General features: G+C 72.1%; 15 protein-coding genes and 1 pseudogene. 7 read left to right on the forward strand and 9 right to left on the reverse strand.

The genetic code is table 11. From position 1 onward, the window contains the following. Nucleotides 1–10: 10 nt before the first annotated feature. A complete protein-coding gene (locus AB0O21_RS04140) occupies nucleotides 11–1,225 on the reverse strand; it encodes an acetate kinase (RefSeq protein WP_365165932.1) in 1,215 nt (404 codons plus the stop codon). A 34-nt stretch (nucleotides 1,226–1,259) separates the two neighbouring features. Beyond that, a complete protein-coding gene (pta, locus tag AB0O21_RS04145; RefSeq protein WP_365165934.1) occupies nucleotides 1,260–3,401 on the reverse strand; it encodes a phosphate acetyltransferase in 2,142 nt (713 codons plus the stop codon). 278 nt (nucleotides 3,402–3,679) lie between these two features. Between pta and AB0O21_RS04150 the strand changes: the two genes are divergently transcribed. Then, nucleotides 3,680–4,705: an ATP-dependent 6-phosphofructokinase gene (locus AB0O21_RS04150; protein WP_365165936.1), complete on the forward strand. Its 1,026-nt coding sequence runs from the start codon at nucleotides 3,680–3,682 to the stop codon at nucleotides 4,703–4,705. A gap of 103 nt (nucleotides 4,706–4,808) precedes the next feature. Here AB0O21_RS04150 and AB0O21_RS04155 read toward each other — a convergent pair whose 3' ends face one another. Beyond that, nucleotides 4,809–5,492: a helix-turn-helix domain-containing protein gene (locus AB0O21_RS04155; RefSeq protein ID WP_365165938.1), complete on the reverse strand. Its 684-nt coding sequence runs from the start codon at nucleotides 5,490–5,492 to the stop codon at nucleotides 4,809–4,811. Nucleotides 5,493–5,856: 364 nt separating this feature from the next. On the opposite strand from AB0O21_RS04155, the gene AB0O21_RS04160 reads away from it, so the two are divergent. Next, nucleotides 5,857–6,249: a MerR family transcriptional regulator gene (locus AB0O21_RS04160; protein WP_365165940.1), complete on the forward strand. Its 393-nt coding sequence runs from the start codon at nucleotides 5,857–5,859 to the stop codon at nucleotides 6,247–6,249. 71 nt (nucleotides 6,250–6,320) lie between these two features. Then, nucleotides 6,321–6,674 carry a thioredoxin domain-containing protein gene (locus AB0O21_RS04165; RefSeq protein ID WP_365165942.1) on the forward strand — a complete coding sequence of 118 codons (354 nt, stop codon included), beginning with the start codon at nucleotides 6,321–6,323 and terminating at the stop codon, nucleotides 6,672–6,674. Here AB0O21_RS04165 and glgB read toward each other — a convergent pair. The 4 genes and pseudogenes from glgB to AB0O21_RS04185 form a co-directional block, all read right to left on the reverse strand. Beyond that, on the reverse strand, nucleotides 6,664–8,976 hold the full coding sequence (gene glgB / locus AB0O21_RS04170) for a 1,4-alpha-glucan branching enzyme (RefSeq protein ID WP_365165944.1): 2,313 nt from the start codon (nucleotides 8,974–8,976) through the stop codon (nucleotides 6,664–6,666). The genes AB0O21_RS04165 and glgB overlap by 11 nt on opposite strands. 395 nt (nucleotides 8,977–9,371) lie before the next feature. After that, nucleotides 9,372–10,718, reverse strand: a pseudogene (locus AB0O21_RS04175) (maltokinase); the annotation flags it as partial. 158 nt (nucleotides 10,719–10,876) lie between these two features. Beyond that, entirely contained in the window at nucleotides 10,877–12,592 is a 1,716-nt protein-coding gene (treS, locus tag AB0O21_RS04180) for a maltose alpha-D-glucosyltransferase (protein ID WP_365165946.1), read from the reverse strand. Further along, complete coding sequence (locus AB0O21_RS04185) at nucleotides 12,589–14,583, reverse strand: alpha-1,4-glucan--maltose-1-phosphate maltosyltransferase (protein WP_365165948.1); 1,995 nt, start codon at nucleotides 14,581–14,583, stop codon at nucleotides 12,589–12,591. Before AB0O21_RS04185 ends, treS begins: the two co-directional genes overlap by 4 nt. Before the next feature lie 450 nt (nucleotides 14,584–15,033). Here AB0O21_RS04185 and AB0O21_RS04190 point away from each other — a divergent pair, with 450 nt between their 5' ends. From AB0O21_RS04190 to glgP, 3 genes are all read left to right on the forward strand, one after another. Beyond that, nucleotides 15,034–15,999: a helix-turn-helix domain-containing protein gene (locus AB0O21_RS04190; RefSeq protein ID WP_365165950.1), complete on the forward strand. Its 966-nt coding sequence runs from the start codon at nucleotides 15,034–15,036 to the stop codon at nucleotides 15,997–15,999. 61 nt (nucleotides 16,000–16,060) lie between these two features. Then, nucleotides 16,061–18,067, forward strand: coding sequence for a transposase (locus AB0O21_RS04195; protein ID WP_365165953.1), 2,007 nt, complete (start codon nucleotides 16,061–16,063; stop codon nucleotides 18,065–18,067). A 95-nt stretch (nucleotides 18,068–18,162) separates the two neighbouring features. Continuing rightward, entirely contained in the window at nucleotides 18,163–20,799 is a 2,637-nt protein-coding gene (glgP, locus tag AB0O21_RS04200; RefSeq protein ID WP_365165956.1) for an alpha-glucan family phosphorylase, read from the forward strand. 16 nt (nucleotides 20,800–20,815) lie between these two features. Here the strand turns inward: glgP and AB0O21_RS04205 are convergent, their stop codons facing one another. Further along, a complete protein-coding gene (locus AB0O21_RS04205) occupies nucleotides 20,816–20,947 on the reverse strand; it encodes a hypothetical protein (RefSeq protein ID WP_365165958.1) in 132 nt (43 codons plus the stop codon). 138 nt (nucleotides 20,948–21,085) lie between these two features. On the opposite strand from AB0O21_RS04205, the gene AB0O21_RS04210 reads away from it, so the two are divergent. Then, nucleotides 21,086–21,685: a hypothetical protein gene (locus AB0O21_RS04210; RefSeq protein ID WP_365165959.1), complete on the forward strand. Its 600-nt coding sequence runs from the start codon at nucleotides 21,086–21,088 to the stop codon at nucleotides 21,683–21,685. 15 nt (nucleotides 21,686–21,700) lie between these two features. On the opposite strand, the gene AB0O21_RS04215 is transcribed toward AB0O21_RS04210, so the two are convergent. Next, on the reverse strand, nucleotides 21,701–23,191 hold the full coding sequence (locus tag AB0O21_RS04215) for a nitronate monooxygenase (RefSeq protein ID WP_365165962.1): 1,491 nt from the start codon (nucleotides 23,189–23,191) through the stop codon (nucleotides 21,701–21,703). Nucleotides 23,192–23,321 lie beyond the last annotated feature (130 nt).

Here is a 23,321-nt window from a genome sequence, read left to right on the forward strand (position 1 = left end):
GTCCAAGTGACTAGCCGGTAACCAGCGCGTACGCCTGGGTGGCGATCTCCAGTTCCTCATCGGTCGGGACCACGGCCACGGCCACCCGGGCATAGTCCGCCGAGACCAGCCGCGGCTCGGGGGAGCGCACCGCGTTGGCCTCCAGGTCCAGCGCCAGGCCCAGCTCGGCCAGACCCTCCACGGCGGCCTCCCGGATCCAGGAGGAGTTCTCCCCGACCCCGGCGGTGAACGTGACCGCGTCCACCCGGCCCAACACCGCCGAGTAGGCGCCGATGTACTTCTTCAGCCGGTGGATGTACGAGGCCAGCGCGAGCTGCGCCGAGGCGTCGCCCTCCTCCGCCCGCCGCTGCACCTCGCGCATGTCGTTGTCGCCGCACAGGCCCAGCAGACCGCTCTTCTTGTTCAGGAGCGAATCGATCTCATCCACCGAGAGGCCCCCCACCCGGGCGAGGTGGAAGACGACCGCCGGATCGAGATCGCCCGAACGGGTTCCCATCACCAGGCCCTCCAGCGGGGTCAGCCCCATGGAGGTCTCCACGCACACCCCGCCCCGCACGGCCGAGGCGGAGGCGCCGTTGCCCAGGTGGAGCACGATCACGTTCACGTCCGAGGGCGCCTTGCCGAGCAGCGCGGCCGTCGCCCGCGAGACGTAGGCGTGCGAGGTCCCGTGGAAGCCGTACCGCCGGATGGAGTACTTGTCGGCCGTCGCCGCATCGATCGCGTACCGGGCCACGTACTCCGGCATCGTCGAGTGGAAGGCCGTGTCGAAGACGGCCACCTGCGGGATGTCGGCGCGCAGCGAGCGCGCCACCTCGATGCCCGTCACGTTCGCCGGATTGTGCAGCGGGGCGAGCGGGATCAGGCTGCGGATCTCCGCCAGCACCTCGTCGTCGATCACCGTCGGCTGGGTGAACCGCGTCCCGCCGTGCACCACCCGGTGTCCCACCGCGGCCAGTTCGGGGGAGTCCAGGCCCAGCCCGTCGGCGGCCAGCTCGGCCGCGACCGCCTTCAGGGCCGCCTCGTGGTCGGCGATCGGGCCGAGCCGCTCCCTCTTGCCGGCCGCCGCACCGGGACCGGTCAGCGGCTCGTGCACGAGGCGGGAGGTCTCCTCCCCGATCCGCTCCACCAGGCCGACCGCCAGGCGGGCGGAGTCCGCCATGTCGAGCAGCTGGTACTTCACCGACGAGGAGCCGGAGTTGAGGACGAGTACGCGCGATGCGGTCACGGTGAGGGGTCTTTCCTTCGAGTGCGGTGGGGGACTACCGGGCCTGCGGCAGCGGCTGGGACTGCGCCTGGATCGCGGTGATCGCCACGGTGGTGACGATGTCCTGGACCAGGGCCCCGCGCGAGAGGTCGTTGACCGGCTTGCGCAGGCCCTGCAGGACCGGCCCGACCGCGACGGCGCCCGCCGAGCGCTGCACGGCCTTGTACGTGTTGTTGCCCGTGTTGAGGTCGGGGAAGATCAGCACCGTCGCGCGGCCGGCCACCTCGGACTCGGGCAGCTTGGTCGCGGCGACCGAGGGCTCCACGGCCGCGTCGTACTGGATCGGACCCTCGATGAGCAGGTCGGGGCGCTGCTCGCGGACGATCTCGGTGGCCTTGCGGACCTTGTCCACGTCCGCGCCCGAACCGGAGGTGCCCGTGGAGTACGAGAGCATCGCGATCCGCGGCTCGACGCCGAAGGCGGCGGCGGTGGCGGCCGACTGGACGGCGATGTCGGCCAGTTGCTCGGCGTTCGGGTCCGGGTTGACCGCGCAGTCCCCGTAGACGAGGACCTTGTCGGCCAGGCACATGAAGAAGACCGAGGAGACGATCGACGCCTCCGGCTTGGCCCTCCCGTCGCCCGCCACCACCCTGCCTGACGCGCTTCGCGCGGCTGCGTTCGTCTTGATGATCTCGAAGGCCGGGCGGATGGTCGCGGCGGTGGAGTGCACGGAGCCGGAGACCATGCCGTCGGCCAGGCCCTGCTGCACCATCAGGGTGCCGAAGTAATTGACGTCGGTGACCACGTCGTTGGCCAGCTCGACGGTCATGCCCTTGTGGGCGCGGGCCGTGGCGTAGTACTCGGAGAACCGTTCCCGCAGCGGGGAGGTCGCCGGGTCGATCAGCTGCGCGCCCGAGATGTCGATGCCCAGGTCGGCGGCCTTCTTCAGGATGGCCTGCTCCTCGCCCAGCAGGGTCAGGTCGCAGACCCCCCGGCGCAGCACCACGTCCGCGGCGCGCAGCACGCGCTCCTCGGTGCCCTCCGGCAGGACGACCCGGCGCCGCTCGGACCGGGCCCGCTCCAGCAGCTCGTGCTCGAACATCATCGGGGTGACGCGCTCCGAGCGGGCCACCGACAGCAGGCCGCGCAGCTCGGCGGTGTCCACGTGGCGCTCGAACAGGCCGAGCGCGGTCTCCAGCTTGCGCGGGGTCGCGGAGTTCAACCGGCTCTGGAGCGAGAAGAGTTCGGCGGCGGTGGGGAAGCTGTTGCCGGCCACCGAGACGACCGGGGTGCCCGGCGCGAGCTTCGAGGCCAGCGTCAGGATGTCCTTCGTCGGGCGCTCGTTCAGCGTCAGCAGCACGCCCGCGATCGGCGGGGTGCCCGAGGTGTGCGCGGCCAGCGCGCCCACGACCAGGTCCGAGCGGTCCCCGGGGGTGACGACCAGGCAGCCCGGGGTCAGGGCGTTCAGGAAGTTCGGCAGCATGGCGCCGCCGAAGACGAAGTCCAGCGCGTCGCGGGCCAGCCCGGCCTCGTCGCCGAGGAGGACCTCGCCGCCGAGCGCCCGGGTGATCTGGGCGACCGTCGGGGCGGACAGCGACTTGTCGTCCGGCAGCACGTAGCAGGGCACGGGGAGCCGGGCGGCCAGGCGCTCGGCTATCAGGTCGCGGTCCTCGGGGGCCACCCGGTTCACGACCATCGCGACGACGTGGCAGCCCAGGCCCTCGTAGGCGCGGAAGGCGTTGCGGGCCTCGGCGCGCACGGCCTCGGCGGGGTGCTTGGTGCCGCCCACCACGGGAACGACCACCGCGCCCAGCTCGTTGGCCAGCCGGGCGTTGAGCGCGAGCTCGTCGGGGAGGTTGGTCTCCGCGTAGTCCGTGCCGAGCACGAGCATGACCTCGTAGTCGCGGGCCACCCTGTGGTAGCGGTCGACCAGCCGGGAGACCAGCTCGTCGGTGCCCTTCTCCGCCAGGATCGCCGAGGCCTCCTGGTACTCCATGCCGTAGGCCGTCGCCGCGTCCTGGTCTATCCGGTAGCGGGCCTTGAGGAGGTCGAAGAGCCGGTCGGGTCCGTCGTGGAGCAGCGGACGGTACACGCCCACCCGCCCCGTCTGCCGGGTCAGGAGCTCCATGATCCCCAGCTCGACGACCTGCCGGCCGTCACCCCGCTCGATGCCGGTCACGTACACGCTGCGCGTCACGCGTGCTCTCCGTCCCATGATGTCGCTGATTGACCCGGTTGGTGCGGGCTTGCCCTCTTGACGATACCGCTGCGGGCGGATAGGACGCCCTCCGGAATTCGGGCCTGTCCGGGGGGTCGAAAGGCCCTCGGAGCGGAGCAGCACAAAGCGCGGCCCACCCCCGGCCCGTGGAACAATCGGACAGGCTTCACCAATACGCCCTTCATATGTACGGCCGGCCGGACGCGCGCAACCCGCACGAGCGGCCGGGTACGACCAGGAGCAGGAGACACAGCACGATGCGTATCGGAGTTCTCACCGCAGGCGGCGACTGCCCGGGCCTCAACGCTGTCATCCGGTCGGTCGTACACCGGGCCCTGGTCGGCCACGGGGACGAGGTCATCGGCTTCGAGGACGGCTTCAAGGGCCTGCTCGACGGCAACTGGCGCCCCCTCGACATCAATGCCGTGAGCGGCATCCTCGCCCGCGGCGGCACCATCCTCGGCTCCGCCCGCATGGAGCGCGCCCGCCTCCACGAAGCGGCCGAGAACGCGCAGGAACTGGCGAAGCGGTACGGCATCGACGCCCTCATCCCGATCGGCGGCGAGGGCACCCTGACGGCTGCCCGGATGCTGTCGGACGCCGGAATGCCGGTGGTCGGCGTGCCGAAGACCATCGACAACGACATCTCCTCCACCGACCGCACCTTCGGCTTCGACACCGCCGTCATGGTCGCCACGGAGGCCATCGACCGCCTGAAGACCACCGCCGAATCGCACCAGCGCGTGATGGTCGTCGAGGTCATGGGCCGGCACGCCGGCTGGATCGCCCTGGAGTCCGGCATGGCCGGCGGCGCCCACGGGATCTGCCTGCCGGAACGCCCCTTCGAGGTGGACGCCCTGGTGAAGATGGTGGAGGAACGGTTCTCCCGCGGCAAGAAGTTCGCCGTCATCTGCGTCGCCGAGGGCGCGCACCCCGCCGAGGGGTCCATGCCGTACGAGAAGGGCGCCATCGACCAGTACGGCCACGAGCGCTTCGCCGGCATCGGCAACCGCCTCGCGATCGAGCTGGAGCACCGGCTCGGCAAGGAGGCCCGCCCGGTCATCCTCGGCCACGTCCAGCGCGGCGGCACCCCCACCGCCTACGACCGCGTCCTCGCGACCCGTTTCGGCTGGCACGCCGTCGAGGCCGTCCACCGCGGTGAATTCGGCAACATGACGGCCCTGCGCGGCACCGACATCGTGATGGCCCCGCTTGCCTCCGCCGTCACCGAACTCAAGACGGTCCCCGAGGACCGCATGTACGAAGCGGAGTCGGTCTTCTAACCCGGCGCGGCGGGACCTTGGCCCCGACTTGCGCAGCCGAACGGCCCCGGTTCCGTCCCTCTCCAGGACGGTCCGGGGCCGTTCGCATAGTGCCGTGTGTGTCCTAAGCCGCACCGCCTGCGAGGTACCAGAACCGGTCCACGATCTCCGCGAGGAACTCACGCCCCGCATCCCCGTTCGCCGCCTCGCCCCCGCCGCCGCCCCAGCTGAGCGTCGCGACCATCTTCGACTGGTAGTCCACGTGCAGCTGCTCCAGCACCCGCTCCAGGTGGGCCTTGGGGATCGGCAGCAGTTTGCCCAGCGGCTTCACGTACGCCTGCCAGCGCGTGGTCACCGCACTGCGCAGGACGTCGGCCAGCTCCTCGTTCTTGCCGGTCGCCGTCAGGAACTGGGCCAGGGTCAGCCCCAGCACCGTCGCCAGCGCCGCGGACTGCCGCTCGTTGCCCTTCCAGCGCCCGGTGTCCTCCATCTTCTGGTAGGCGCCCGGCTCCACGCCGATCCGCCGGGCCAGCTCCTCGGGGGCCAGGCCCCGGGCGATGCGGTGTTCCCGCAGGGTGACCGGCTCGGCGAGCAGCTCACCGGGAGAGCACCACAGGACGCCGGCGAGCGCGGTGAGCTCGGCGGACGTCGGCGATATCTCGCCACGCTCCCAGGCCATCACGGTCTCGGGCGCGACGACGAGTCCGTACTGGGCGTGAAGGCCGTAGGCGACGTGACCGGGTGCCATGCCCAGGGCCGCGCGCAGGCGGCGCGCGGCGGGGGCATTGAAAGGTGGGCTGGAGTGCACACGGCAAACCGTAGGAGTGGCCAAGGGGCGGCGCCTACAGACCAAACAAACAAGCCCATAACTCGTAGGAAAGTCCTACGGAGTTAAGGGCTTTTGCCGGGTTGCGAGGCGACTGTCCGGTAATCGGTGCACTCGAAGATCCACTTGCCCCTACGGTTCCAGTCGAAGTCCGGCGGCGCAAGAGTCTTCACACCGGCTTCACGAAGAAACCGGAAGATGTGCCTACGGGTCCGATTCCTCCCCGCAGGTGAACGGCCCCTCCCCGCCGCACGTGATCCCCTGCAGGGCCCTCGCATACGGGGGTGGCGAGGGCCCTGCAGCACCTTCTTGCCTTGACGTCGGCGTCAAGGCATAGCGTCGGGGCATGCGAATCGGCGAACTGGCGGAGCGGGCCGGGACCAGCACGCGGACCCTGCGCTACTACGAGGAGCGCGGGCTGCTCACCGCGCGGCGGAGCGGCAACGGCTACCGCTCCTACGACGAGGACGACCTGCGCCTGCTGCGCCAGATCCGGATGCTCCAGGACTTCGGCTTCGACCTGGAGGAGACCCGGCCGTTCGTGGACTGCCTGCGGGCCGGGCACCCCGCCGGGGACTCCTGCCCGGCCTCGCTGGCCGTCTACCGGCGCAAGCTCGCCGAGATGGACGCGCTGATCGGGCAGCTGGCGGACGTGCGGGAGCAGGTCGCGCGGCAGCTGGCCGAGGCCGAGGCGGCCGCCGGTGAGGCCGCCGCTCCGCGCTGCGAGATGACGGGCTGAAGCGCTGGAGCGCCGCCGCGCCGAAGCCGTCACGGGATGACCGCCGCACCGACTCGAGAGGGGAAAACGACATGATCCACGCCCAGGGGGTACCCGAGGTGACCGACACCGACTTCGCGGCCGAGGTACTGGAGGAGCGGGGGCGGCCCGTCCTCGTCGAGTTCACTGCGGACTGGTGCCCGCCGTGCCGCCAGCTCGCGCCCGTGCTCTCCGCCGTCGCCGCCGAGGAGGCCGACCGGCTGAAGGTCGTGCAGATCGACGTGGACCGCAACCCCGCATCCGTCGCGCGGTACGGGGTGCTGTCCATGCCGACCATGCTCGTCTTCCGCGACGGCGAGCCCGTCCAGCAGATGGTCGGCCTGCGCGCCAAGCGCAAGCTGCTCCAGGAGCTGGAAGAGGAGATGGCGAAGGCCGTTACGGCCTGAGCCAGAGGGTCGCCAGCGGCGGGAGCGTCAGGCGCAGGCTGGCCGGGCGCCCCTGCGCCGGCACCGGCTCGGGCCGCAGCGGGCGCGCGTGGTGCACGCCGCTGCCGCCGTAGAGCTCCTGGTCGGTGTTGAGTACCTCCCGCCACAGCGGCACCTCCTCCGGGACGCCGATCCGGTACCCGTGCCGGACCACCGGGGAGAAGTTCGACACCGCCAGGAGCTGCGAGCCGTCCTGCGCGTACCGCAGGAACGCGAAGACGTTGTCCTCGGCGGCGTCGGCCTCCACCCACGCGAAGCCCTCCGGCACGGTGTCCCGCTCCCACAGCGCGGGCGCCGCCGCGTACGTGCGGTTCAGGTCGCGCACGAGGCTCCGTACGCCCCGGTGGTCGCCGGCCGCCGCGTACGAGTCGTCCAGCAGCCACCAGTCCGGCCCGTACATCTCAGACCACTCCGAGCCCTGTGCGAACTCCTGTCCCATGAACAGCAGTTGCTTGCCCGGGTGGGCCCACATGAAGCCCAGGTACGCCCGGTGCGCGGCCCGCTTCTGCCACCAGTCGTCCCCGGGCATCTTGGACACCAGCGAGCCCTTGCCGTGCACCACCTCGTCGTGCGAGATCGGCAGCACGTAGTTCTCGCTGAAGGCGTAGATCATCCCGAAGGTCATGTCGTGGTGGTGGTACTTGCGGTGCACCGGCTCCTTCGACATGTAGCGCAGCGTGTCGTGCATCCAGCCCATGTTCCACTTCAGGCCGAAGCCCAGCCCGCCCGAGTCCGTCGGCCGGGTGACTCCGTCCCAGGCCGTGGACTCCTCCGCGATCGTCACCACCCCCGGGCAGCGCCGGTACACCGTCGCGTTCATCTCCTGGAGCAGCGCCACCGCGTCCAGGTTCTCCCGGCCGCCGTGCTCGTTGGGCGCCCACTCGCCCTCGCCGCGCGAGTAGTCGAGGTAGAGCATCGAGGCCACCGCGTCCACGCGCAGCCCGTCCACGTGGAACTCCTCGCACCAGTACACCGCGTTGGCGACGAGGAAGTTGCGGACCTCCTTGCGGCCGTAGTCGAACTCCAGTGTCCCCCAGTCCGGGTGCGCGGCCCGGCGCGGGTCGTGGTGCTCGTACAGCGGCCTGCCGTCGAACTCGGCGAGCGCCCAGTCGTCCCGCGGGAAGTGCGCGGGAACCCAGTCGACGATCACGCCGATGCCCGCCCGGTGCAGCGCGTCCACGAGCAGGCGGAAGTCGTCCGGGGATCCCATCCGCGAGGTCGGCGCGTAGAAGCCGGTGACCTGGTAGCCCCACGAGCCGCCGAACGGATGCTCCGCGACCGGCATGAACTCGACGTGGGTGAAGCCCAGTTCCTTCACGTACGCCGGGAGCTGCTCGGCCAGCTGCCGGTACGAGAGCCCCGGCCGCCAGGACGCCAGGTGCACCTCGTACACCGAGAAGGGCGCCTGGTGCGCGGGCCGGGCCCCGCGCGTCGCCATCCACTCCGCGTCCTGCCACACGTACCGGGAGGCCGTGACCACCGAGGCGTTCGCCGGGGGCACCTCCGCCGACCGGGCCATCGGGTCGGCGCGCAGGGTGTGGCTGCCGTCGGGGCGCGTGATGTCGTACTTGTACAGCGCGCCGGCGCCCACACCCGGCAGGAACAGCTCCCACACCCCGGACGCGCCCAGCGAGCGCATCGGGTAGGCGACGGAGTCCCAGTACGAGAAGTCCCCGGTGACCCTGACCCCCTGGGCGTTCGGCGCCCACACGGTGAACCGGGTCCCGGCCACGCCCTGGTGCTCCATCGGTTCGGCGCCGAGCGCCTTCCACAGCTGCTCGTGTCGGCCCTCGCCGATCAGGTGCAGGTCCAGTTCGCCGAGGGCGGGCAGGAACCGGTAGGGGTCGTGCACCTCGATCTCGTCGCTGTCGTAGGCGACCAGCAGCCGGTAGTCCGGCACCCCGGTCAGCGGCAGCAGCCCGGAGAACAGGCCGTCGCCCTCGTCGTAGAGCTCGGCGCGCAGCCCCTTGGCGACGATGGTCACCGTCTTGGCGTAGGGGCGCAGCACGCGGAAGGCCACCCCGCCCCGCTGGGTGCGGGCGCCGAGCACGGCGTGCGGATCGTGGTGGCGGCCCTCCAGGAGCCGGGCCCGCTCCTCCCCGCCGAGCGCCGCCGCGGGCCGGACCCCGTGGCCGGGTGCCCTCCGGGCCCGTGGCGCCTGCGGTTTGCGCGGGCCGGCGGCGGGTGCCGTGCGGCCGGCGGCCGGAGCGGCCTGGACCGGGGACGGCGGGGTGGTGGAAGGGGACTGACGAGCGGCGCTCACGTGTGCGGCCTCCTAGGCGGCTGCGGGCGGGGGTGTGGGGAGAAGGGGGAGGAAAGGCCGTCGGGCCGGGTGCCGGGCCCGGTGCCGGGACCGGTGCCCGGGGCAGGGCGTGGTCCGGAGCCGGAGCCGGCTCCGGACCTGGCTCCGGACCCCGGGCCGGACCTGGGCCCCGGGCCGGATTCGGGTCCTGGGCCGGACCTGGACCCCGGGCCGAATTCGGGTCCTGGGCCGGACCTGGGCCCCGGGCCGAATTCGGGTCCTGCGCCGGACCCTGGCCCCGGGCCGGAGCCCGGTGCGGGGCGCGGCGGCAGCCCGGGCCGCCGGGGCGGCGCGGCTTCCGGCCGGCTGCCGAGCGGGCCGGGCCGGGGCCGCCACACCGCGCCGTCCGCGCCGGAGGCGAGCCGCCGGATCGCGGCCATCGGGACGTGCAGCCAGTCGGGGCGGTGCCGGAACTCGTAGCGGGCCTCGTACACCGCCTTGTCGGTCTCGTACGCGCGCAGCAGTACGGGATCCTCGCGCGGGTCGCGGCCGGTGGTGCGGGCGTAGCCCTCGCAGAAGGCGGCCCGGCAGTCGTCGGCCCAGGCCGGGGCGAAGGGCCGGTGCGAGCGGGCCGCGTAGTCGAAGGAGCGCAGTATCCCCGCGATGTCGCGGACGGCCGGTTCGGGGCGCCGGCGGTCGGCCAGCGGCCGGGCCGGCTCGCCCTCGAAGTCGATCAGCGCCCAGCTCCCGTCGAGGGTGCGCAGGGTCTGGCCCAGGTGCAGGTCCCCGTGGATCCGCTGGGCCGGCACCCCCGCCCCGCGCGAGGCGGCCAGGGCGTCGAAAGCCCCCCGCAGCCCCGCCTCGTACGGCCGCAGCGCCGGTACCTCCCGGGCGGTGGCCGCCAGCCGGGCCGTCATCCCGGCGGCCAGCCGGGCCGTCTGCTCCGGGCCGAGCGCGAGGGTGGGCAGGGCCGAGGCGAGCGCGCTGTGCACCTCGGCGGTGGCCCGGCCCAGCGCGTGCGCCTCGGGGGTGAAGTCGGCCCCGGCGCCGAGCCGGCGCAGCGCGAGCTGCCAGCCGTCGTCGGAGCCGCGCAGGTACGGCTGGAGGACGCCCAGGGTCAGCGCCTCGCTGCCGGGCAGCTCCGCCTCGTACCAGGCGACGGGCGCCGGGACGCGGGCGCAGCCGGCGGCGGCCAGCGCGCGGGGCAGCTCCAGGTCGGGGTTGACCCCGGGGCCGACCCGGCGGAACACCTTCAGGATGTACGCGTCCCCGTAGATCAGCGAGGAGTTGGTCTGCTCGCCGGACAGCGGCCGGGGCGCGAGCCCGGCCGGGACCGTCGCGTCCGGGTCGTGGTCGAAGCGGAGCGGCCCGAGGGCGCCGGGCGAGCGCAACCGTTCCAGCAGCATCGCCGCGAGCCGCGGGTCGCCCAGCGCCTCGTACACCGCCCGGCCCCGGTACGGGCCGTCCTCGGCGTGCCCGATCAGGGCGGGCGCGAGGGCCGGGGGGAGCGGGGCGGGGCGGATGCCCAGCAGGAGTTGGTAGCAGTCCCCGTCGACGTCGAGGAGCAGGTGCAGCAGCCCGGGGGTGGAGCCCGGCGGCAGCAGTTCGGCCGCGGAGACGGCTCGCAGCCTGCCGATGGCGCGGCCCTTGCCCGCGAACCAGCGCTGCGCGGGCAGCCAGGCCCGCAGCATCGGTTCCAGCGGGCCGATCCCGGCGGCCCGGTCGGCGGTGAGCCGGTTCCGGGCGGATGCAGCCTCTGACATGGCGTCGCGTCCTTTCCCCGGGCCGTCACAGAATGCGCAGAGTGTCCCGGATGTGCGGCAGTTGCTTCTCCGGTATGTGGGGGTGTCGGGTCAGGATGATCCGTACAGGGGCGGGCGATTGACCCGTTCGAGCTGCCCGCCCCGTACCCGGCGGCCCGCTACTCGGCGCGCTCGCCGCGTTGTTCCGTGCGCAGCCGGAACCAGTAGAAGCCGTGCCCCGCCAGCGTCAGCAGGTACGGCCACTCGCCGATCGGCGGGAAGCGCACGTCACCGGTGAGCTCCACCGGGACCCGCCCGTTGAACGACCGCAGGTCCAGCTCGGTGGGCTGCGCGAAACGGGAGAAGTTGTGCACGCACAGCACCAGGTCGTCCCCGAACTCGCGCAGGAACGCGAGCACCGCCGGGTTGGACGAGGGCAGTTCGGTGTAGGAGCCGAGGCCGAAGGCCGGGTTCGCCTTGCGGATCTCGATCAGCCGGCGGGTCCAGTGCAGCAGCGAGGAGGGCGACGCCATGGCCGCCTCGACGTTGGTGACCTGGTACCCGTAGACCGGGTCCATGATGACCGGCAGGTTCAGCCTGCCCGGATCGCAGGAGGAGAAACCGGCGTTGCGGTCCGGGGTCCACTGCATCGGCGTGCGGACGCCGTCGCGGTCGCCCAGCCAGATGTTGTCGCCCATGCCGATCTCGTCGCCGTAGTAGAGCACCGGCGAGCCGGGCAGCGACAGCAGCAGGGCGGTGAACAGCTCCATCTGGTTGCGGTCGTTGTCCAGCAGCGGGGCGAGCCGGCGCCGGATGCCGATGTTGGCCCGCATGCGCGGGTCCTTGGCGTACTCGGCGTACATGTAGTCGCGCTCTTCGTCCGTGACCATTTCGAGGGTGAGCTCGTCGTGGTTGCGCAGGAAGATGCCCCACTGGCAGCGGTCCGGGATCGCCGGGGTCTTGGCCAGGATTTCCGAGACGGGGTAGCGCGACTCTCTTCGTACGGCCATGAAGATGCGCGGCATGACGGGGAAGTGGAAGGCCATGTGGCATTCGTCCCCGCCCTTCGCGAAGTCGCCGAAGTAGTCGACGACGTCCTCGGGCCACTGGTTGGCCTCGGCGAGCAGCACGGTGTCCGGGTAGTGCGCGTCGATCTCCGCCCGGACCCGCTTGAGGAGCTGGTGGGTGCGCGGGAGGTTCTCGCAGTTGGTGCCCTCCTCGGCGTACAGGTAGGGCACGGCGTCGAGGCGGAAGCCGTCGATGCCGAGGTCCAGCCAGAAGCGCAGGGCCGAGACGATCTCCTCCACCACGGCCGGGTTCTCGTAGTTGAGGTCCGGCTGGTGGGAGAAGAAGCGGTGCCAGTAGTACTGCTTGCGCACCGGGTCGTACGTCCAGTTCGACGTCTCGGTGTCGACGAAGATGATGCGGGCGTCCTGGTACTGCTTGTCGTTGTCGGCCCACATGTAGTAGTCGCCGTAGGGGCCGTCGGGGTCCTTGCGGGACTGCTGGAACCACTCGTGCTGGTCGCTGGTGTGGTTCATGACGAAGTCGATGATCACCCGCATGCCGCGCTGGTGCGCGGCGTCCACGAACTCCACGAAGTCGGCGAGGTCGCCGAACTCGGGGAGCACGGAGGTGTAGTCGGCGACGTCGTAGCCCCCGTCGCGCAGGGGCGAGGCGAAGAACGGCGGCAGCCACAGGCAGTCGACGCCGAGCCACTGGAGGTAGTCCAGCTTGGCTGTCAGCCCCTTGAGGTCCCCGACGCCGTCGCCGTTGCTGTCGTGGAAGGAGCGGACGAGGACTTCGTAGAAGACGGCCCGCTTGAACCAGTCGGGATCGCGGTCCTTGGCGGGGGTGTCCTCGAAGGTGTCGGGGACGGGGTCGTTGATCATCATGTGGTGGGTGACCCTCCGGTGGGCGGGGACGGTCGCAGAGCGGCCAGTACGTGCGCGGGCGTGCGGCCCGGCTCTAGGCGCACGTAGTTCGCCCTGCCCCAGTGATAGGTCTCGCCGGTGAGCTCGTCGCGCACCGCGAGGGACCCGTGCCAGTCGAGGCCGAGTACCGGCATGTCCAACGAGACCGTCGCCTCCTGGGTGTGGTGCGGATCGAGGTTGACGACCACCAGTACGGAATTGGCGCCGGCGTGCTTCGAATAGGCGATCACCTGTTCGTTGTCGGTCGGGTGGAAGTGGATGTCGCGCAGCTGCTGGAGCGCGGGGTTGCGGCGGCGCAGCCGGTTCAGGGAGGTGATCAGCGGGGCGATGGTGCGGCCCTCGCGGTCCGCGGCGGCCCAGTCGCGCGGCCGCAGCTCGTACTTCTCGGAGTTCAGGTACTCCTCGCTGCCCTCCCGCACCGGCTCGTTCTCGCAGAGCTCGTAGCCGGCGTAGACGCCCCACGCGGGGGAGAGGGTGGCGGCGAGCACCGCGCGCACCTCGAAGGCGGGGCGGCCGCCCTTCTGGAGGTACTCGTGGAGGATGTCGGGGGTATTGACGAAGAAGTTCGGCCGCATGACCGAGGCCGAGGGGGTGTCGGCGAGCTCCGTCAGGTACTCGGTGAGCTCCGCCTTGGTGTTGCGCCAGGTGAAGTACGTGTACGACTGCTGGAAGCCGACGGAGGCGAGCGCGCGCATCATCGCGGGCCGGGTGAAGGCCTCCGCCAGGAAGATGACGTCCGGGTCGGACTTGTTGATGTCCGCGATCACCTTCTGCCAGAACACCACCGGCTTGGTGTGCGGATTGTCGACGCGGAAGATGCGCACGCCGTGGTCCATCCAGTACCGCAGGATGCGTACGGTCTCCTCGACGATCCCGGCCATGTCGGTGTCGAAGTGGATCGGGTAGATGTCCTGGTACTTCTTCGGCGGGTTCTCGGCGTACGCGATCGTCCCGTCGGCCCGGTGGCGGAACCACTCCGGGTGCTTCTCCACCCACGGGTGGTCGGGGGAGCACTGGAGGGCGAAGTCCAGCGCGATCTCCAGCTTCAGCTCGCGGGCGCGCGCGACGAAGGCGTCGAAGTCCTCGATGGTGCCGAGGTCCGGGTGGACGGCGTCGTGCCCGCCCTCGGGGGAGCCGATGGCCCAGGGCACGCCCGGGTCCCAACGCCCGGCGGAGAGGGTGTTGTTCGGGCCCTTGCGGTAGGTGGAGCCGATGGGGTGGACGGGCGGCAGGTAGACCACGTCGAAGCCCATCGCGGCGATCGCGGGGAGCCGCTCGGCGGCCGTCCGGAAGGTCCCGCTGACCGGCGCCTCACCGGGCTCGACCACCGCCCCCTCCGACCGGGGGAACATCTCGTACCAGGAGCCGAAGAGCGCCCGCTTGCGCTCGATCAGCAGCGGCAGCGGCTTGGAGGCGGTGACCAGCTCGCGCAGCGGCTTCTTCGCGAGGGCGGCCTCCACGGCCGGGTCGAGGGCGGCCGCGTACCGGACGCCCACCTCGCGGTCGTCGTCGCGCATGATCTCGGCGGCGGCGAGCACGGCGTCGCGGCCGTCGCGCTTGGGGATCTTGGCGGCGGCCCGGGTGTAGAGCTCGGCGCCTTCGAGGAGGGTCAGCCCGGTGTCGATCCCGGCGGGGATCTTGACGGCGGCGTGCGCCCGCCAGGTGCCCAGCGGGTCGCTCCACGCCTCGACGGTGTACGTCCACCTCCCCTCGACCTCGGCGGAGACGCGGGCCCCCCACCGGTCGGTGCCGGGGGCGAGCTCGCGCAGCGGCACGGGCGGCCGCAGCCGCCCGCTCGGATCGCGGAGCACGACGTGGGCGGAGAGGGCGTCGTGCCCCTCGCGGAACACGGTGGCGGAGATCTCGAAGACCTCGTCCACGACCGCCTTGGCGGGTCTGGCGCCGCAGTCGACGGCGGGGCGGACGTCCAGCACGGGAATGCGACCGATCATGATGGGCTCACCTGGGGGCAGTTCGCAGGGCTCGGTGACAACAGGCCGGCCGGTACCACGGCCGGTAGTGCACGCTCTGTTCGCTCTGTTTCTAGCCGCTCAAGGGACGGCTGGGCTGCGGGCATGGCCGCTCCTGTCCGCGTTCACTCGGGTGGCGGGGAGAGGGGGTGGGCGGGTGCGCCGTGCGTGTACGGCGCGTGCACCGTGCGTGCATCGCGTGTACCCGGGGAGCCCTTCCCACTCTCGCCCCGCCCAATCCGGGTGCTCGGTTAACTACTCGTACGTACTGGCACGGTCGCGGCCAAGGGCCGGGTCGACATCCGCCGATGCTCCGTCAAGTCGGTGTCGCGGAAGCCTTCGTGGCAGGCCGGCGGGAGAGAATGGCCTGTCATCCCGAGTGGCGGGAGTGGCCGATGTGGTGTGCGGGGGTCTTGGAAGATGTGGTCGAAAATGTCCTCGGCCGTGGTGCCGGCGGCGGACAGGTTCGAATGGTTCGCGGACGTCGTCGCCAACGAGCTGGCGCCCACCGAGCTCCACGGGCCCATGGCCGCCGGAGGTTTCCGGGCGGAGGCCGGCGCGATCGATCTGGACCCCGTCGTGCTGTCCACTTTCGAGTGCACCCCGTGCCGGTCGCGGCGTACACCCGCACAGGTCAGACAGAACGACCCGGAGCGGTATCAGTTCTCGCTCGTCACCGGATCCCCCATGTGGATCGAGCAGAACCGCAACGCATCCGAACTGAACCCCGGTGACATGGTGCTCCTCGACACCGCACACCCCAACGGCGCCGGGGCCCGGAGCGAGGACCGCTCGATCCGGAACATCGTCATCCAGATGCCCAGGAGCGAGCTGCCCCTCCCCTCCGACAAGATGGACCGGCTGCTCGCCCAGCGGATCTCCGGCGAGTCGGGCATGGGCGCGATCCTGGCCGGATTCATGACCACGCTGGAAACCCACGCGGCCGAATGCGGGCCCGGCGAGCGGAGCCGGCTGGGCCGGGTCGCCCTCGACCTGATCAGTGCTTGCCTCGCCGAGCGCAGCGACACCTACGACGACCTGCCGTCGGAGTCGCGCGGCCGGGTCCTGATGGAGCGCATCAACTCCTTCATCGACCACAACCTCGGCGACCCTGGCCTGACCCCGCAGCTCATCGCCGACCGCCACCACATCTCGGTGCGGCGGCTGCACCAGATGTTCGAGGACCAGGAGGACAGCGTCGCCGCCACCATCCGGCTGCGCCGCCTGGAGCGCTGCCACGCCGACCTGACCCGCCCCGAACTCCTCTCCCGCCCCATCGGCGCCATCGCCGCCCGCTGGGGCTTCGGCAGCGCGGCCGTCTTCAGCCGCGCCTTCCGCGAGGCGTACGGACTCAGCCCGAGCGAGCAGCGGGCGACCGCATTCCGACTTCGGCTGTAGTAGCCGAGGCAATCACGTAGCGTGTCGCAGGTCGGCCAATCCATGACGGGGGGTGATGGTGATGCAGGCTGCCCAGACTCGGAAGTTCCGGGGGAAGAACAAAGCCCCGAAGTGGACCAAGCCCGATGACGGGATGGTGTCGGTGATGGTGTTGCCGCTGGCCGTCACCGATCCCGCCGACCTCGCCCGGCTGAACAAGCTGTTCGGCGTGATGTGGAGCATCAAACGGGCCGTCCAGCGAGATGCCCGCGAGAGGGTCGATGCGTACTGGGCGGCGAAGCGCGAACGCGACCGCGTTGGGGCGAAGACGGTCCGGCAGCGTCTCGGCTTGTCCCGTGAGGCACTGGAGCGGTGCGCGTACAAGCACCTGGAAGCCTCCGGGCACCTCAAGCACCACGCCTCAAAAGCCCTGGCGATGCACATGGCCGACGAGGTATGGAACGGGGTGCAGCGGCATCTGTTCCCCGACGCGACCGGCCACCTCTTCGGACGGCCGAAGACCGGCCGCTGGCGCGACTTCACCCGGATCCCCGGCCGCGCTCGCTCCCACACCATCGCGAACAAGTGGGAGACTTTCCGCCTCGTCGGTACTCTCCACGGCCATGCCATGGCCTACACCGAGGGCGGCCGGCACCCGCTGATGCAGCCCCGCCGGATGCCCAAGCCCGAGCTTTCCACCGGCACCGTGCCCACCGGCAAGGCCACCGCATCCGGAGAGCCGTTGATGCGGAAGGCTACGTGGTGGGACCACGCCGGCCCCCTCGCCGTCGTCTTCGCGGGCGGACCCGACAGTGCGGCCGGTGACCTCGTGCTGCCGGTCCGGGTGCCGCAGAAGCCCGGCCAGTACGCCCGCGTCGAACACTTCCTCACCAACCCCGCCCGCTGGCACAAGGTCGATCTCGTCCGCCGCCGCAAGGCATCCGCGTCGGGCGGCTGGGTGTACGAGGCGCACCTGATGATCCTCGGCCCCGGCTACACGGCCCCAGCCGTCTGCGCCATGCGCGAACAGGCGGCCGCCCTGGACCGGATCGGTGGAGTCGACGGCAACGTCTCCAACCTCTCCATCGTCTCCTTCCCCGCCAGCATGGACACCGCCACTGGTTCCCCGGCGTCCACCGAGATCACCCTCACCGACGCCGATCGCGCCTTGCTGGAGAAACAGGCAAAGAAGCAGCGCGGACGGGCGCGGGCGCTGGAACGCTCCCGCAGGGCGACGAACACCGCGCAGTACGGGCTCTCGAAGAACCAGACTCGACGCGCCGAACGGCGGACCGCCAAAGGCCTGCCCGAAAAGGCAGTCACCGTGCCGGGCGGTGCCCGCGCTGCCCGGTCGGACGGGGTGCCGAAGCAGGCGTTCCGTAGCGACCGGCTGTCCGTCAACTACTACCAGGTGCGCGCCCGCCAGGCCGAGCATGCCGCGTCTGCGGCAGAGCACCGGCGTCACCGCGCCCGCGACGTGGCCCGGCAGATCATCGCCGCCCACGGCCCGATGCTTGTGGTGGAGGACTGTGACATCCGAACCTGGTACCGGCTGTGGGGCAAACGCCTGTCCCAGACCACCCCCGGTCTGCTCATCGCCGCCCTCGACCGCGAATGCCGGGCAGCGCGAGGACGGCTCATCCGCGCCTCAACCTGGTCCACGGCCCTGTCCCAGCAGTGCCTGTGCGGGGAGCGTGTCAACAAGGGGTTGCGGGACCGGGAACACAAGTGCACCGCCTGCGGCCTGACCGGTAAGCGGGATCTCGTGTCTGCCGCGCTGGGCGCGTTCGTCGGCCTCACCGACGTGGACGACCCCAGGACCGCGTACCTGGACACAACGATGTCCCGGCACGCACAGATCACGTACGGAGAAGGGCTGGAAGAAGCCCTGCGTGAGTCAACCACACCGTGCCAGAACACCCCTCGGGGCGCTGGTCGCGTGGCAGTCCCGCCCCAGCGCGGGACCTCTGCTCACCGAACCGCCGGACAGCGGCCCCGAGCAACCCCGGATGAGACACGCCCTGTGCGTGACCACGCCGGAAAGCCCGGACACCGCCCCGGCCGCAATCCTCAGCTCGCCCTCTGGTGATTTGTGGAACAAGTCTTAGCCTTCCGGGAGTGATGCGTGGGCACACAGCGTGGTGAGCCCGCTCCGATCCGCAATCCCCTGCGAAGGTGGAACGTGTGAAGGCTATCCGTCGATTCACCGTGCGCCCCGTCCTCCCGGAGACCCTGCTGCCGCTCAACGACCTCGCGCGCAATCTGCGCTGGTCCTGGCACGCCGAGACCCGCGAACTCTTCCAATCCGTCGACCCCGAGGGCTGGCAGGCCGCCGGCGGTGATCCCGTCCGGCTGCTCGGGTCCGTTTCCGCCGCCCGGCTCGCCGAACTGGCGGGCGACCGGCGGTTCCTGCGGCGGCTCGCCGTCGTTGCCGCCGACCTCGATGACTACGTGAACGGCGGGAGGTGGTACCAGAGCCGGGAGAACGGCGCGGAGCTGCCCGCCGGGATCGCCTACTTCTCGCCCGAGTTCGGGATCACCGCCGCCCTGCCCCAGTACTCCGGCGGCCTCGGCATCCTCGCGGGCGACCACCTCAAGGCCGCCAGCGACCTCGGCGTCCCGCTCATCGGGGTGGGACTGCTCTACCGGCACGGCTACTTCCGGCAGTCGCTGTCGCGGGACGGCTGGCAGCAGGAGCAGTATCCCGTGCTCGACCCGAACGAACTCCCGGTCGGACTGCTGCGGGAGGGGGACGGGGCACCGGCCCGCGTGTCGCTGACGCTGCCCGGCGGGCGGGCCCTGCACGCGCACATCTGGCAGGCCCGCGTCGGGCGGGTACCCCTGCTGCTCCTGGACTCCGACGTCGAGGACAACGACGCCGCCGCCCGCGAGGTGACCGACCGGCTCTACGGGGGCGGCAGCGACCACCGGCTGCTCCAGGAGATGCTGCTGGGCATCGGCGGGGTGCGCGCGGTGCGCGCGTACTGCGCGATCACGGGGCATCCCGACCCCGAGGTGTTCCACACCAACGAAGGGCACGCCGGGTTCCTGGGGCTGGAGCGCATAAGGGAACTGGAGCGGGTGCAGGGCCTCGGCTTCGACGCCGCCGTCGAGGCGGTCCGCGCCGGGACCGTGTTCACCACGCACACCCCCGTCCCGGCCGGGATCGACCGGTTCGACCGGTCCCTGGTCGCCCGGCACTTCGGGGAGGGCGGGGAGCTGGCGGGCGTACCGGTCGAGCGGATCCTGGAGCTCGGCGCCGAGAGCTATCCCGGCGGCGATCCCGGGGTGTTCAACATGGCCGTGATGGGGCTGCGGCTGGCGCAGCGGGCCAACGGGGTGTCCACCCTGCACGGCGCGGTCAGCCGGGAGATGTTCGCGGGGCTCTGGCCCGGCTTCGACCCGGCCGACGTGCCCATCACGTCGGTGACGAACGGAGTGCACGCCCCGACCTGGGTGGCGCCGGAGGTCGTGCGGCTCGGGGCCCGCCAGATCGGGGCCGGCCGCACCGAGGACGCCCTGTCGGTGGGCGGCTCCCAGCGCTGGGACGCCGTCGCCGACATCTCCGACCAGGACGTGTGGGACCTGCGCCGGGTGCTCCGCGAGCAGCTCGTGCAGGAGGTGCGCGACCGGCTGCGCGCCTCCTGGCGCCAGCGCGGGGCCGCCGACGCCGAACTGGGCTGGGTGGACTCCGTACTCGACCCGGACGTGCTGACCATCGGCTTCGCCCGGCGCGTGCCCTCCTACAAGCGGCTCACGCTGATGCTGCGCGACCCGGAGCGGCTGCGCAGGCTGCTGCTGGACCCGGACCGGCCGGTGCAGATCGTGGTCGCGGGCAAGGCCCACCCGGCGGACGACGGCGGGAAGCGGCTCGTGCAGGAGCTGGTGCGGTTCGCGGACGACCCGCGGGTGCGGCACCGGATCGTCTTCCTGCCCGACTACGGCATGGCCATGGCGCAGAAGCTCTACCCGGGCTGCGACGTCTGGCTGAACAATCCGCTGCGGCCGCTGGAGGCCTGCGGGACCAGCGGGATGAAGGCCGCGCTGAACGGCTGCCTCAACCTGTCGGTGCTGGACGGCTGGTGGGACGAGTGGTTCGAGCCCGACTTCGGCTGGGCCATCCCCACCGCCGACGGGCTGGGCGCGGACGAGGACCGGCGCGACCAGCTGGAGGCGGGCGCCCTCTACGAGCTGATCGAGGGCCGGGTCGCGCCCCGCTTCTACGACCGGGTCGGGCGCACCGGGCTCCCCGTGCGGTGGATCGAGATGGTCCGGCGCACCCTGGTCTCGCTGGGGCCGAAGGTGCTGGCGGGGCGGATGGTGCGCGAGTACGTGGAACGGCTCTACACCCCGGCCGCGCGCGCCCACCGGGCCCTGACCCCCGAGGCGGCGCGCGACCTGGCCTGGTGGAAGGGGCGGGTCCGGGCCGCCTGGCCGCGGGTGGGCGTCGAGCACGTGGAGGCGCTGGCCGCGGCTCCCGTGAACGGCACCGCCGAGCTGGGGGCCACCCTCACCCTGCGGGTGCAGGTGTCGCTGGACGCCCTCGCCCCCGAGGACGTGGAGGTGCAGGCCTTCGCGGGCCGGGTGGACCCGCAGGACGTGATCCGCGACGGGCGGAGCTTCCCGCTCAAGCCGGCCGCCGGGCCCGACCTGGAGGGGCGCTGGGTGTACGAGGGCCCGCTCGCCCTCGACCGCACGGGTCCCTTCGGCTACACGGTACGGATCCTGCCGGCGCACCCGCTGCTGGCGACCCCGGCCGAACTGGGCCTGGTCGCCGCCCCGGTGGACTCGGACGCGGGGGGCGGCGTACTGCTGCGGTAGCCGCGGCGGGCCCGTGTCAGGGGGCGGGCGGCGGGTCCACCAGCCGCCCGTCCTCCACGAGCATCCCGGCCCGCTTGACGCTGCGCTCGGGCCCGCGAGGGGGCGGGCCGGCCGGGGGTCGGGCCCGGACGGGGCCGGGCGCGGTCACGGAGGATTCCCGGCCTCATGGGTGAACCACGGGCGCGACCGGGCTGCTGAATCGATTCGGCAGGCCTTCGCGCTCCTACGCTGCCCGCGGAGGCCGGGCGGAACCGGCGTCCGCGGACCCGAGGAACGGACTTTCCCCATGCGTCTTCGTACTACCGCCGCCGCCGTGCTCGTCGGCGCTGCCGCGCTCGTCCTGCCCACCGCCGGGCCGTCACTGGCCGACGGTTTCGACGGCCGGGACCTGGGCACGCTGCACTACCGGTTCCTGGACGAGGCCGGCGTGGAGCGCAGCGGGCAGATCCGGCCCCAGGAGAACGACACCTGCTACGTGCTGACGCACACCTCCCGGGACGAGCCCGCCATCGAGGTGTGGAACGACACCGAGTCGCTGGCCGTGCTCTTCGGCAACCGCGGCTGCAACGGCGAGGCGGAGACGGTGCTGGAGCCGGGCGAGCGGGCGCGGAACGTGGAGGTCGTCTCCGTCTTCTTCAAGCCGGACGGGCGGGGCGGCGACGGCCGGCACGACTGGAACGGAGGGAACGGAGGGAACGGAGGGAACGGAGGGAACGGAGGGAACGGAGGCGGTGGCTGGAACGGTGGTGGAGGTGGCGGCAACGGTGACTGGGACGGCGGTGGCGGCGGCAACGGCGGCTGGAACGGTGGCGGGGGCGGCAACGGCGGCTGGAACGGTGGCGGTGACGAGGGCTTCTTCGGGAGGATCTTCGGGGCCACCGGCTGACCCGGCGCCGCACGGTCAGGGTCGTCCCGCGGGGCTGACGACGCCGGCCGCCAGCCAGTTCACCACGTCCGCCGCCGCGTACGGCTCGGCGGCGGGAGAGAGCTCCGGCAGGAACGACAGGTCCTTGCCGATGGTCACCAGCGGCGGCTCCACCCGGCCGCCGGGCCGCCGCTGGGCCAGGCCGATGGTGGCCAGCAGCCCGTTGCACAGGCACTGGCGGCCCTTCGCGTCGGCCGGGTCCCCGCCCTTGCGGACGTACGCGGCCACGGGCTCGGCCGCGCACCGGTAGACCAGGCCGCGTGGCCCGCGTACGGGCGTACGGAGGAAGCCCAGGTCGCACACCCGGCGCCGGGCCGCGGCCACTTCGGGTTCCGAGACCGTGCCCGGGAGCTCGGCCACCTTGAAGGGGAACGAGGTCGGTGAGGCGTCGGGGTCGTTACGGACGGTGAGGGTGCCGGCCAGGGACCGGCCGCGCAGCTCCGCGCGCAGGTGGGGGGCCATCCCCGACTCCTCGCACAGGGCGAAGGCGCTGCCGACCTGTACCCCGGCGGCCCCCTCGGCCCGCGCGGCGGCCACCGCCTCCGGGGAGGCCTGGCCGCCGGCCAGCCAGAACGGCAGCCCGAGGGCCGCCATCCTGGCGAGGTCGGGGTGGTCGCGCGGCCCGTACACCGGCTCGCCCTGCTCGTCGAGCTTCATCGGCCCGCGCGGCGGGGCGCTGTGCCCGCCGGCCTGGCTGGTTTCGATCACGAAGCCGTCGGGGCGGGTCGCCTCGTCGCGGGCGAGGTAGGCGGCCAGCACCGGCAGCGACACGATGGCCAGTACGTCCGGGCGGCGCAGCGGGCCGGGCAGGTGCCCTGCGAGCAGCGCGGCCGGATCGAAGAGGTGGTCCAGCGGGGTCTCGTCGCCCTCGACGGCGATCTTCGTCACGCAGGGTTCACAGCGCGCCAGTCGCGAGGCGAGGGCAGGGATCTGACCGGGGACTCCCGCGCCCACGAGCACGTAGTCGACGCCTGCCAGGATCGCGCCGAACATCGCGGGGGCAGTGGCCAGCTGGATCTTCTCCAGGTAGTTGATGCCGACGACGCCGCCCCCAGACTTCGTCCGGGAGGTGCCCCCTGGTTCCTCCTTCGCGAGCCAGACCTCGACGAAGTTGCCGAGGACGGTGAGGATTTCGGCCGGTACCCCGCCCGTCGCGCGCAGCCGCGGGGTGGTCCGCATGGGGACGCCCTCGCCCGGGCCGTCCGCGCGGAAGTAGCAGTCGAGCGCGGTCTGGGCGAGTTCGGGGAGCGGGAAGGCGGCCAGCGCGCGCCGGGCGTGCCCGCCCGGGTCGCCGGTCTGCAGGACGCGGGCCAGTACGACGTCCAGCGCGGTCCCGGAGACCACGCCGAGCTGTCCCTCGCGGGAGACGGCCTTGGCCAGCCGCCAGCCGGAGACCCCGACGCCCATGCCGCCCTGGATCAGCCAGGGGCGCTGCGCGGCGGGACCGTTCGTGGGGGGCTGGGGCATGGGGCACGTCCGTCACTCGGTGGGTCACCCGAACCTACGGCTGCGTAGGTTCGCTCGTTCTCAGTGTCCCCGTGCGGGCGGGCGCGGGCCCGTGGCGAAGGTCCCCGGACCGGGGGGCGGTGGTCCCGAG

This window comes from Streptomyces sp. NPDC091371, from assembly GCF_040684275.1.
In the GTDB taxonomy this organism is placed as follows: Bacteria; Actinomycetota; Actinomycetes; order Streptomycetales; family Streptomycetaceae; genus Streptomyces.